Source organism: Streptomyces sp. NPDC029122 (assembly GCF_055569445.1).
The window spans coordinates 31969-43454 of record NZ_JBVHWK010000032.1 but is presented as its reverse complement, the minus strand read 5'-3'; the positions used below and the strand labels follow the sequence as shown (position 1 = coordinate 43454).

At 72.7% G+C, this 11486-nt stretch carries 10 protein-coding genes; 8 read left to right on the top strand and 2 right to left on the bottom strand.

Annotation, left to right across the window (positions count from 1 at the left end):
• The first annotated feature begins 256 nt into the window (after positions 1-256).
• The 4 genes from ACZ4WZ_RS28985 (at position 257) to ACZ4WZ_RS28970 (ending at position 3561) form a co-directional block, all read left to right on the top strand.
• The gene (locus ACZ4WZ_RS28985; RefSeq protein ID WP_467894875.1) at positions 257-784 is read left to right on the top strand and encodes a toxin-antitoxin system HicB family antitoxin; all 528 of its coding nucleotides are present in this window, start codon (positions 257-259) and stop codon (positions 782-784) included.
• Positions 785-872: 88 nt separating this feature from the next.
• A complete protein-coding gene (locus ACZ4WZ_RS28980) occupies positions 873-1718 on the top strand; it encodes a DUF4097 family beta strand repeat-containing protein (RefSeq protein ID WP_467894873.1) in 846 nt (281 codons plus the stop codon).
• A 62-nt stretch (positions 1719-1780) separates the two neighbouring features.
• Positions 1781-2773, top strand: a complete 993-nt coding sequence (locus tag ACZ4WZ_RS28975) for an ATP-binding cassette domain-containing protein (RefSeq protein ID WP_467894963.1) — start codon at positions 1781-1783, stop codon at positions 2771-2773.
• Positions 2770-3561 carry an ABC transporter permease gene (locus ACZ4WZ_RS28970; RefSeq protein ID WP_467894872.1) on the top strand — a complete coding sequence of 264 codons (792 nt, stop codon included), beginning with the start codon at positions 2770-2772 and terminating at the stop codon, positions 3559-3561. Before ACZ4WZ_RS28975 ends, ACZ4WZ_RS28970 begins: the two co-directional genes overlap by 4 nt.
• An 83-nt stretch (positions 3562-3644) precedes the next feature.
• On the opposite strand, the gene ACZ4WZ_RS28965 is transcribed toward ACZ4WZ_RS28970, so the two are convergent.
• Positions 3645-4457, bottom strand: coding sequence for a TIGR02679 domain-containing protein (locus tag ACZ4WZ_RS28965; RefSeq protein ID WP_467894961.1), 813 nt, complete (start codon positions 4455-4457; stop codon positions 3645-3647).
• 350 nt (positions 4458-4807) lie between these two features.
• Between ACZ4WZ_RS28965 and ACZ4WZ_RS28960 the strand changes: the two genes are divergently transcribed.
• The 4 genes from ACZ4WZ_RS28960 to lysA all read left to right on the top strand — a co-directional run bounded on the left by ACZ4WZ_RS28960 (position 4808) and on the right by lysA (position 11205).
• Positions 4808-5242, top strand: coding sequence for an effector-associated constant component EACC1 (locus ACZ4WZ_RS28960; RefSeq protein WP_467894871.1), 435 nt, complete (start codon positions 4808-4810; stop codon positions 5240-5242).
• Entirely contained in the window at positions 5239-9129 is a 3891-nt protein-coding gene (locus tag ACZ4WZ_RS28955) for a caspase, EACC1-associated type (protein ID WP_467894869.1), read from the top strand. The genes ACZ4WZ_RS28960 and ACZ4WZ_RS28955 overlap by 4 nt, the downstream gene beginning before the upstream one ends.
• Before the next feature lie 366 nt (positions 9130-9495).
• Entirely contained in the window at positions 9496-9858 is a 363-nt protein-coding gene (locus ACZ4WZ_RS28950) for an SAV_915 family protein (RefSeq protein ID WP_467894865.1), read from the top strand.
• 12 nt (positions 9859-9870) lie between these two features.
• Positions 9871-11205 carry a diaminopimelate decarboxylase gene (gene lysA / locus ACZ4WZ_RS28945; RefSeq protein WP_467894862.1) on the top strand — a complete coding sequence of 445 codons (1335 nt, stop codon included), beginning with the start codon at positions 9871-9873 and terminating at the stop codon, positions 11203-11205.
• Here lysA and ACZ4WZ_RS28940 read toward each other — a convergent pair.
• Positions 11202-11375, bottom strand: coding sequence for a hypothetical protein (locus ACZ4WZ_RS28940; protein ID WP_467894858.1), 174 nt, complete (start codon positions 11373-11375; stop codon positions 11202-11204). The genes lysA and ACZ4WZ_RS28940 overlap by 4 nt on opposite strands.
• Positions 11376-11486 lie beyond the last annotated feature (111 nt).

Sequence of the window (11486 nt, the reverse complement as noted above, 5' to 3'; positions counted from 1 at the left end):
TGTGTGTGGGGTGGGGGGGGGGGTGTTTCGTAGTGTTCTTCCTCCCCCCCCCCCCCCCCCCCCCCCCCCCCCCCCCCCCCCCCCCCCCCCGCCCCCACGCAACGCCATCCCACAGCCCTCAGCCCGCGTGCCACCACCACCCATCAGCGCGTCGCGCTCACATTTTCGCAGGTCAGAGCGATCCCCCGTACCCCCACCCCCGCCATAACGCCACCAAAGCTTGCGCATGGCGCCAATGTGATGCCATGATGGCGTCATGGACCTCACGCCGTATGTCGACACCCTTCGCCGCGAGCTCGCGGTGGCCGCCGAAGCCGGCGGGGAAGACGCCCGCGAGCTGGCCGAGCGGCTCACCGCTCCCCTGGAGTCGGCGACCCGGCTGACCATGCTCCACGTGCTCTCCGCCGCGATGGACGAGATCACCCGTGACATCGCCCCCGGCTCGGTCGACGTACGGCTGCGCGGACTCAACCCCGACTTCGTGGTGACGCTGCCGCCCGCCGACCGCGGTGCCCCCGCGGAGCCGGCCGCGCCCGTCGAAGCGTTCAGGGCCGAGGCCCCGGCCGACGGCGACGAGGGCGGCACCGCCCGCGTCAACCTCCGCCTGCCCGCCCACCTCAAGGCGCGCGCCGAGGAGGCCGCGAGCCGCGAGGGCCTCTCGGTCAACGCGTGGCTGGTCCGGGCCGTGTCGGCCGCGGTCGGTGGCGGCAGCGGCGGCGCGCAGCCGAGGCCGACGGAGAAGGCCCGGACCATCGGACAGAACTTCACGGGCTGGGTGCGCTGACCCCGCACCCCTCCCCACCCGCACCACTTCACCCACACCACGTCCCACCAGCGGGGACGACCCGAAGAGCCAAGAAGACGGGACAGCCATGCCTTCTTTCGACACTCCCGGACCGATCTCGGTCACCGCACGCGTGGAGGCCGGTTCCATCCAGTTCACGGCGGGTGACGACCGCCCCGACACCGTCGTCGACGTACGGCCCCGCGACCCGAAGAAGGACCTGGACGTGCGGACGGCCGCCCAGACCGAGGTCACGTACGCCGGCGGCGCGCTCACCGTCAGGACGCCCAAGTCGAACATGTTCGGCCGCACCGGCATCGTCGACGTGACGGTCGCGCTGCCCACGGGCTCGGACGTCGACACGACCGGCGCCTGGACCCAGGTGCTCGGCGAAGGCCGGCTCGGCGAGGTCCGCGTGAAGACCTCGTCCGGCGACGTCCGCCTCGACGCGACCGGCCCGCTCCACCTGACCGCGTCGCACGGCTCGATCACCGTGGACCGGGTCGAGGGCACGGCCGAGATCACCACCAGCTCCGGCAGCCTGCGGATCGGTCTGCTCGACGGCCCCGCGGTCCTGAAGAACTCGCACGGCACCACGACCGTGGGCGCCGCGACCGCGGAGCTGCGGGTGAGCGGCGCGAACGGCGACATCGTGATCCAGCGCGCCGAGGACTCGGTCACCGCGACCACCGCCCACGGCGCCCTGCGCGTGGGTGAAGTGGCCCGTGGCACCGTCCAGTTGGAGACCTCGTACGGGGCCGTCGAGGTCGGCGTCCGCGAGGGTACGGCAGCCTGGCTCGACATCAACGCGGGCGTGGGCCAGGTGCGCAACGCGCTCACCGCGTCGGAGGCCCCGGGAGAGGCCGAGGACACCGTCAAGGTCCTCGTCCGCACCCGGCACGGCAACGTCGACATCGTGCGCGCCCGGGGCTGAACACCGGCCCTCCCCCCGTCACTTCAGCCTCCGAAAGGGAGGACCACATGCCCACTTCTGTCATGTCCACGTCCATTCGGCGCAACGGCCAGGAGCCGCCCGCCGCCGTCTCCGCCTCGGGTCTGCGAAAGTCCTACGGCGACAAGCTCGTCCTCGACGGGATCGACCTCCACATCCCGGCGGGCACCGTCTTCGCCCTGCTCGGCCCGAACGGCGCCGGCAAGACCACGGCCGTCAAGATCCTCTCCACCCTCATCTCCCCCGGCGCCGGCTCCGGCGACATCCGCATCGCCGGCCACGACCTGGCCACCGACCCGCAGGCGGTGCGCGCGGCGATCGGCGTCACCGGGCAGTTCTCCGCCGTCGACGGGCTGATCACCGGCGAGGAGAACATGCTCCTCATGGCGGACCTGCACCACCTCTCCCGCGGCGAGGGAAAGCGCCTCGCCGCCGAGCTGCTGGAGCGCTTCGACCTCACCGACGCCGCCAAGAAGCCCGCCTCCACCTACTCCGGCGGCATGAAGCGCCGCCTGGACATCGCCATGACGCTGGTCGGCGGGCCCAGGATCATCTTCCTCGACGAGCCGACCACCGGCCTCGACCCCCGCTCCCGCCACAACATGTGGGGCATCATCCGCGAACTCGTCAACGGCGGCGTCACCGTCTTCCTCACCACGCAGTACCTGGAGGAGGCGGACGAACTCGCCGACCGCATCGCGGTCCTCAACGACGGGAAGATCGCCGCCGAGGGCACGGCCGAGGAGCTCAAGCGGCTCGTCCCCGGCGGGCACGTCCGCCTGCGCTTCACCGACCCGGCCGCGTACCGGTCCGCCGCCCTCGCCCTGCACCAGGCCACCCGGGACGACGAATCCCTCGCACTGCAGATCCCCAGCGGCGGCAGCCAGCGCGAGCTGCGCTCCATCCTCGACTGGCTCGACGCGGCCGGCATCGAGGCCGACGAACTGACCGTGCACACCCCCGACCTCGACGACGTGTTCTTCGCCCTGACCGGCAGCACCCGCGTCCCCGACCAGCCGAAGGAATCCGGCCGATGAGCTCCCTCTCCCTCGCCGTGCGCGACTCGTCCACGATGCTGCGCCGCAACCTCCTGCACGCCCGGCGCTACCCGTCCCTGACGCTGAACCTGCTGCTCACACCGGTCATGCTGCTGCTGCTCTTCGTCTACGTCTTCGGCGACGTGATGAGCGCGGGCATCGGCGGCGGCGGCGCGGACCGCGCCGAGTACATCGCGTACCTCGTCCCCGGCATCCTGCTGATGACCATCGGCGGCACCGTGGTGGGGACCGCGGTGTCCGTCTCCAACGACATGACCGAGGGCATCATCGCCCGCTTCCGCACCATGGCGATCCACCGCGGCTCCGTGCTCGTCGGACACGTCGTCGGCAGCGTGCTGCAATCGGTCATGAGCGTGGTCCTCGTCGGCGCCGTCGCCGCGGCCATCGGCTTCCGGTCCACCGGCGCCACCGCCCTGGAGTGGCTCGCGGCGTTCGGACTGCTCGCCGCCTTCGCCCTGGCACTCACCTGGATCGCGGTCGGCATGGGCCTGATCAGCCCGAACGCCGAGGCCGCCAGCAACAACGCCCTGCCGATGATCCTCCTGCCCCTCCTGTCCAGCGCCTTCGTCCCGGTCGACGCCATGCCCGGCTGGTTCCAGCCGATCGCCGAGTACCAGCCGTTCACCCCCGCCATCGAAACCCTGCGCGGACTGCTGCTCGGCAGCGAGATCGGCAACAACGGATGGCTCGCCCTCGCCTGGTGCCTGGCCCTCACGGTGCTCGGCTACCGCTGGTCGACGTCGAAGTTCAACCGCGACCCGAAGTAACCCGGCCCCGTCCACCCCAGCGCGGCGTACCCCGACCCCACGTCGGCGTCCGCCGCCCGCGGGCGTTCTCGGCCCCACTGTCGTCACGCGGGGTCGGACGGCAACACGTCGAGTACCGTCTCCTCCTCCACGCGGACTCCCAGCTCCAAGAGGGGCAGGTGGCGGAGGAGGACGAGAGCGGCAGCGGACGGCTGCCCCTGGAGACACACCAGTGGCGCGGAGTGCGGGCCGTACGCTTCGGCGGCCGCAGCGAGTACCGCCGGGTTCTCACACATCCGAACGGCCGAGGCGGCCGAGGCGGGCGGCGTGCGGCGTGCGGCGTGCGGCGTGCGGATCAGCTGACGCAGGGTCGGCACGGACGGCTCGCCCGCGTCAGCCGTCCAGTCCAGCGCCGGCGTGCCCCTCAGGTTCAGCGTGAGGACCGTCGAGGACGACTCGTCGCCCAGGAGACCCGCCGACGCCCACGCCTCCCGACGCCATTCGGCACCCGTCCCCTCGGGGAAACCCGTCAGCGCCCGGATACCCGACAGGGTGATCGTCGCCAAGGGTGCGCCGTCGTCCAGGGCGTGGGCACTGCCGAGCCGCCGGGCCGCGAAGGCGGGGAGCGACACGGGCGGGTCCGCGGGAAGGGAGCCGAGGGTGACGGCAGCCTGGCCGAGGGGGGCAGGCGCTGCGGCGGGAGTGCCGGCGAGGCGCCGTACGAGACCGTCGCCCCGGAGGCGGGCGACCCAGGCGGCGAGCGCCGGAACCTGGTCCGCGAGCGCTTCGGTCGGGACGTACGCCTCCTGCCAGGCCCGCTCCTCCGCCTCACGAGCCGGGCCGAGCAACGCGATCGGCCCGGTGAGGACCACCACCGCCGGGGCCAGGCCGCCGGGGCTGACACCGCAGCGGCGCAGGACGGCGTCCAGCTCATCGAGCCGGACGCTCAGTGGACGCCCGGCAACACCGGGACCACGTGCTGGCAGAGTTGAACCTCCTCTTCGTCGCCTGCACCCGCGCCCGCGAAGAACTGCGCGTCTCCCGGCACGGGGCGCCGAGTCGGTTCCTCACGATCTGACACGGAATGCGGCCGGGCGGCGACCCCGCACGTCGGGGTACCCCGGTGGGACCATATGGGCCGAGCTGGCCGTTTCAGGCCAATGACCGGCCATTTTCCGGAAACTGGCGAGTTCGTTGTCAGCGGTCTTCGGTACGCTCGCCCGTCCGTGTGTCAGCCGCACGGGGAAGACGTAGGGGGACCAAGAACGTGAGTACCACCACTGATCCGGCCGCCGCCGGCCACCGCATCGCCATCGTCGACGAGGACCCGCTGCGCGCCCGGCGCGAAGCGCGCGAGCTGCTCGCCGCCCTCGCCGAGGCCGATCCGCGGGCCGCGCTCGACACCCCGCGCCCCCTGCCCGGGGACGAGTCCGACAAGGGTGGCCCGGTCACCGACCTGATCGGGCTGGTCTTCAGCGGGGGCTCCCTCGTCGCGGCGGGCATCCAGGTCTGGCTGGCCCGCGTGCCCCAGCGAACCATCGTCATCACCCGGGCGGACGGGACGACGCTGAGCGTGTCCGGCAAGGAGGCCCGGGCCGACAGCGAGCTGATCGACAGGTTCCTCGCCGACGGTGCGTCCGACACCCGTTTTCACGAGGACGAGGACGCGGACGGCGGCGAGGCGGGGCCGGGCGCGCAGTGAGCGACAACGACCGGTACGCCATGCTCATCGGCGTATCCACGTACGACAGCGACCGCTATCACGACCTGCCACCGGTCCGGGCCGATCTTCATTACATGCGGGCGGTGCTGGAGAGCACCGAGATCGGCATGTACAACGACTGCGCGGTGGTCGCCGAACCGACCCGCGCCGAAATGCTCTACGCCGTCGAGCAGTTCCTGGAGGAGCGGCAGGCCAGCGAGACGGCACTGCTCTACTTCAGCGGGCACGGCCAGTTCTGCGAGGCGGACGGGCAGCTGTACTTCCTGACCCGGGACGCCGACCCGGACGACCTGCCGGGCACGGCGGTCCCCGCCGAGTTCCTGGAGCGGATGCTCCAGTCCTGCCGGGCCGCGTCCAAGCTGGTGCTGCTGGACTGCTGCTCCAGCGGGTCCGTCGTCCAGGGGTGGACGGCCAAGGGCGGCACGGAAACGGCCACCGGTGATCGGCCCGCGCCCAGTACGCTGCTGCGCCCCACCGGCGTGTACTTCATCACCGCCTCCGACGCCCTCCAGACCGCGTCCGCGATGGCACCGGAGGGGTCTTCTCTCGGTACTTCCCGGTTCACCGGGGAGATCGTGGAAGGCCTGCGGAGCGGACGGATCAAGGAGGGCGGCTGGATCACCCCGGACGACCTCTTCGAGTACCTGACCGCGCAGATGGTGGTCAAGGGCGTCCCCGAAGAACAGCGGCCGACCAAGTCCACGATTCGGGCCACCCGTTCACTGCCTTTCGCCCGCTCGGTCGCCCGTGCGGTCCGTCTTCCCGACGCGCCGCGCGACGCGGCCCATGCCGCCGCTCGGTCCGGAATCTCCCCCGCCCTGCTGAAGGCGCGGCAGCTGGTCGCCCAGGACGCCGGGGAGGGCGTCGACCCGCAGCGGCTGCTGCGGTACTACGCGCACTGCCTCGGCGCCCAGGCGGCGTCCGGCATGCTGCCCGACCGCGACAGCGGCCGGGGCTCCGCGTACTTCCTGCTGGGCCAGGGTCCCGAGTCGATCCAGTCCGGGCTCGGGCACTCCTTCCCCGCCCCCGGGCGGTTGCCCAAGCCGAAGAGCACGGGTGCGCAGGCCGACGGTGCCGGGCTCCAGGAGTACTGGTACGGGTATCCGGCGATCACCCTTCCCGAACGCGGCGGGGACGGCCGTCGGCGGACGGCGGTGCGGATCGCGCCGCTGCTGGTCCAGCCGATGGAGCTCACCCCGGACGAGAACGGCCGCGACCTGCTGCGCCCGAGCGGGGTTCCCTCCCTGCACACCGGTGTGATCACCGAGCTGCTGTCCGACGACGAGGCCGCCGAGCTGCTGGCCCGCTGGCAGCCGAGCTGGCAGGAGGGCAACGGCACCCAGATGGTCAAGGCGGTACGGGAACTCCTGACCGAGCTCGGCGTTCCGGAGCTGGAGCCCCTCGACCTGTCCTCGCTGAGCGAGCGGTCCGTGATGGACTCGCTGCGACCCGGTGCCCACAACGCCGCCGTGCTGCTCGCGCCTTCCGGCATGGAGCGGGTCGCGACCGAGGGCCTGGTCGACAACCTGCTCCAGATGTCCACGCGTGCCGGTCAGATCGCGGGTACCGCGCTGGACGCCTTCCTGACCGGTGAGGGTGACCGCGATGACGGGACGGGGCGCGACGAGCCGGCCGTGACGGTGGTCTCCCCCGGCCCGTGCAACGAGAGCCAGGAGCAGGTGATCTCCTCGGCGATGACCCGTCGGCTCACCGTCGCGACCGGCCCGCCCGGCACCGGCAAGAGCGAGGTGGTGACGGCCGTGGTCGCGACCGCCGTCGCAGCCGGCCAGTCCGTACTGGTCGCGTCCACGAACAACGAGGCCGTCAACGTGGTGGCCGAGCGGTGCGACGAGATCTCGCCCGGCCTGATCATGCGGACCGGAAACGTGGAAGCCCGGGAACGGGAGGCCGAGAAGCTGGCCGGACTGCTGGCCGAGCCGGCAGCGGCCCCGGCCCGGGGTGCCGCGACCGTGGCCGGTGAGCTGCGCAACCGTCACGCTCGTACGGCTGTGCTCCGGGCGGAGGCGGCAGGGCGGATCGGCGAGGAGGCGCGCCTGTTGGAGCTGGTCCGTGAGCGGGCCCGCCGGGCGGACGGGCTCGCTCTGCCCGTACGACTGCTGGAGGGCGCCTGGGCGGCGGAGCCGGCTGCGCTCGCCCGCTGGGAGGAGCGCGCCCGGCGGGCAGCCGGAGCCGGATGGCTGACCTTCGGCAGGTGGCGCCGCGGGCGGGCCCTCGCCGCCCTCGCAGGTTCGTCCGGCGGCGGATCCGAGACGTCGTGGCCGGACTGGGCAGCGGAGCGCCCTGCCTCAACCGAACTGCTGCTCGACCTCGCGGAGGCCGTGGCGGTGGAGCGTGGCCTTCGCGAGCTCGTACCGTCACAACTGGCCTGGGACGAGGAGGCGCTGAAGCGGGCCCGGCTGGACAGCGCCGCCGCGTCCTCCGCCGTGTCGGGGGAACTGGCGCAGGCCGTGGCCGCCGAGGGCATGGTGCGGGGCCGGTCGCTGATGAACCAGCGGCTCCAGGCGCTGCGCCGGCGCTCGGGTTTCCAGAAGAGCCAGCGCAATCTGATGGCGCACCTGAAGGCATGGGCCATCAGTACGCACTCGGTGCGCCAGCTCGAACTCGCCCCGCAGCTCTTCGACCTCGTGGTGATCGACGAGGCGAGCCAGTGCTCGATCCCGTCGGTGCTGCCGCTGCTGTTCCGGGCGAAGCGGGCGTTGATCATCGGCGACCCGATGCAGCTCGGGCACATTCCCGGGATCAGTCCGGAGCAGGAGCGGCAGGCCCGGGTACGCGCGGGCCTGACCGCCGCGCAGCTGGAGGACCATCGGCTGGCCTACCACGTGTACGCCTCGTACCACGCGGCGGCGCAGCACGGAGACGCTGCGCTGCTGCTCGACGAGCACTACCGGTGCCATCCGCAGATCGCGGACGTGGTCAACGGCTACTGCTACGCGGGCCAGTTGCAGGTCCTCACCGATGTCCGCAGGCAGGTCCCGCCGGTCGATCCGGCGGGGGCGGCCGATCCGCCTCCGGTGCTCGGCTGGGTGGACGTGCCGTACGGCGAGTCCGCGGCCGGCAGCGGCGGCCGGTCCTGGCGCAACCAGGCCGAGGCGGACCAGGTGCGGCGGACGGTGGACGAGCTGCTGGCACGGCTGCCCGAGGACGCCACGGTCGGGGTGGTGACGCCCTTCCGCGCGCAGAAGGAGGCGCTGGCCCGGGTGTGGGCCGGTGACGACCGGGTCCGGGTCGGTACGGTGCACGCCTTCCAGGGCGGACAGCGCGACGTCATGGTCCTGAGCCCGGTGGCCACGGACAACACTCCGCCGAAGACGACGCACTGGGTGGCGAGCCAGGTCAACCTCTGGAACGTCGCGGTCACCCGGGCGAAGTCGCAGCTGATCACAGTGGGGAGCCACCGCTTCTGGCAGGGGCAGGCGGGACTGCCGGCCCTGCTCGCGGAGCGCTCGACCGTGCTGCGCGCGGGAGCCTCCACGAACCAGGACGCAACCCCCGGTCCCCCGGCGTCGCCCGGATTCCGCGAGGAACTCGCCGACCGGCTCCAGGAATATCTCGGTAGCCGTGGCATCACCGACCTGGAACGCGCGGCGGTGGTCGGCGGGCACACGGTGGACCTGCTGTTCACGGTGGACGGGGAGAACACGGCTGTGCTCGTCGACACGGGCCCCCTTCCCGGGCAGGATCCCGCCCGCCATCTGCGGCTCATCCACGCACGCGGCGACCTGCTGATCGGGCTGCCGTCCGGCGGCCGGGGGGCGAAGCCGGCGCCGGTGGTCCGGACGGTGCGGCTGCCGGCCTGGCGGGTGGCGGCCGGGGAGGCGATGCTGGATCCCGTCTTCGCCTGACCGGTCCGCACGGGACGGGGTTTGTGGGGCCAGGTCACGTGCGCCGGCTGCGGACGACGTACGACATGTGCTGGGCGTTCCCCACGCGGAGCCACACCGTCGCGTTGCCCTAAACCGGCCCGGTGCAGGGCGGCCGGGCTCCCGCGGGTTCCGGTCCCACCGACCACGGCTCTTCGCATCGCCTTTGCCCGACCCCATGGCTCCGTCCGTCAGTGATCCGTAAGGACTTGGCCGGTCGCCGTATGGGTCCCGTTACGGGGTGGCCACAGGTGCCCGGATGCGGGGATAGCTTCGGTGGCGCGCCCCGGACCGCCTCCCCGCGCCCGGGGCGCCAACCGCCACTCGTGGTTCCTCAGGGAGGGCCCCATGTGTTTGTTCCAGTACGACGACGATCCCGAGCCTGAAGAACGGTTCCCGGCCGGGCCTCTGTACGTGCCGGCCCGGCCGGGAGGAGCACATCTGGTGGTGCGGCTGTTCCGCACTCCGCTGGGAACGCGCACCGCGGTGGGCTTCACCAGCCCGGACCGGCTGGCCACCACGCTCGGCGCGGAGCAGGCCTGGATCCGCCTCTCCGAATCCGCGCTCCGCGCGATGGCCGAGCCGCTCGGAGCGTCCCTGCTGACCGTCGACCCGGTCCTCACCGCGCCCCCGGTCACCGCGGCGGCGATGGCCGGCCCTGACAGGGCACCGACCCCGCAGGCACCCGAAACCACCGCCCGGACGGCCTGAAGGGATCACACCATGACCATCACCGCCCTCTCCGCGATGCCGGCCGAGGCCCGTGATCTGTCCGTTTGGCCCGCGTCCACGGCTCCGCTCCCGCACGGCGGCCTGGCCGTCGGCGGAGTCTCTCTCACCGAGATCGCCGACCGCTTCGACACTCCGGCCTACGTCTTGGACGAGGGGGAGGTGCGCGGGCGCTGCCGGACCTATCGGGATGCCTTCCCCGAGGCCGACGTGCTGTACGCGGCCAAGGCCTTCCTCTCCCGTGCGATGGTCCGCTGGGTCCGGGAGGAGGGGCTGGGCCTGGACGTGTGCTCCGCCGGGGAGCTGGAGCTCGCCGTCACCGCCGGTTTCCCGCCCGATCGCATCGTGCTGCACGGCAACGCCAAGTCGCCCCGCGACCTGGAAGCGGCGTTGCGGCTCGGCGTGGGGCGGATCGTCATCGACAGTCCGTCCGAGATCGCCAGGATCGCGGCCGCCGTCGGCCCCCGCGGGCGCCAGAGGGTCATGGTCCGGGTGGTACCGGGCGTCTCGGCCGGCGGCCACGACAAGATCCGCACCGGTACGGACGACCAGAAGTTCGGTCTGTCCCTCACCGACGGCGGCGCGCAGCACGCCATCGCGCGGATCCTGGGCCAGCCGCGGCTCGAACTGGTCGGCCTGCACTGCCACATCGGCTCCCAGATCACCGACGTGAAGCCCTATCTGGTGGCCCTGCGCCGCATGGTCGGGCTGATGGCCCGCATCCGTGACACCCACGGGATCCTCCTGCCCGAGCTGGACATGGGCGGCGGCCACGGCATCGCCTACCGGCCGGGCGAGCCCGCCCTCGACCTCACCGCGCTCGCGCGAAACCTGCGTACCGGGCTCGTCGAAGGCTGCGCCGCCGCCGGGCTGCCCGTGCCCCGGCTCCTGGTCGAGCCCGGGCGGGCCGTCGTGGGGCCGGCCGGAGTGGTCCTGTACCGGGTGCTTGCCGTCAAGCACACCGGCGAGAAGGTGTTCGTCGCCGTCGACGGTGGCATGAGCGACAACCCGCGCCCCGCCCTGTACGGGGTGCGCTACGCGCCCCGCCTGGTCGGCCGCCACTCGACCGCCGGCACCCGTACGGCCACGGTCGTCGGCCGGCACTGCGAGGCCGGCGACATCCTCGCGGCCGACGTGGAACTGCCGGGCGACATCCATCCCGGCGACCTGCTGGCCGTACCGGTCGCAGGTGCCTACCAGCTGTCCATGGCTTCCGGCTACAACCTCGTCGGCCGCCCCGCCGTCATCGCGGTTCACGAGGGCACGGCCCGGGTCCTCGTGCGGCGAGAGACGCTGGAGGACTTCCGGAGCCGGGACGTCGGCAGCTAGGGCCGGCAGACGAGCTCGATCACCATCGCTGTGATCACCGCCCATACACCGATGCCGAGCGCCCACCAGGCCTCGGGAATGGCGCCGGTGGCGATGAAGATCAGGCCGGCCGCGCCGAGGGCGAGAGTCGCCCGGCGGATGCCTCGGTCAGGTAGCCAGTCGATGGTCACATCATGAGAATCGTGGGGGGGGGGGGGGGGGGGGGGGGGGGGGGGGGCGGGGGGGGGGGGGGGCGGGGGGGGGGGGGGGGGGGGGGGGGGGGGGGGGGGGGGGGGGGGGAT

Bases quoted from the DNA above. Each gene is read 5' to 3' on its own strand.
- ACZ4WZ_RS28985 (WP_467894875.1), top strand. From the start codon at position 257: ATGGACCTCACGCCGTATGTCGACACCCTTCGCCGCGAGCTCGCGGTG.
- ACZ4WZ_RS28980 (WP_467894873.1), top strand. From the start codon at position 873: ATGCCTTCTTTCGACACTCCCGGACCGATCTCGGTCACCGCACGCGTG.
- ACZ4WZ_RS28975 (WP_467894963.1), top strand. From the start codon at position 1,781: ATGTCCACGTCCATTCGGCGCAACGGCCAGGAGCCGCCCGCCGCCGTC.
- ACZ4WZ_RS28970 (WP_467894872.1), top strand. From the start codon at position 2,770: ATGAGCTCCCTCTCCCTCGCCGTGCGCGACTCGTCCACGATGCTGCGC.
- ACZ4WZ_RS28950 (WP_467894865.1), top strand. From the start codon at position 9,496: ATGTGTTTGTTCCAGTACGACGACGATCCCGAGCCTGAAGAACGGTTC.
- lysA (WP_467894862.1), top strand. From the start codon at position 9,871: ATGACCATCACCGCCCTCTCCGCGATGCCGGCCGAGGCCCGTGATCTG.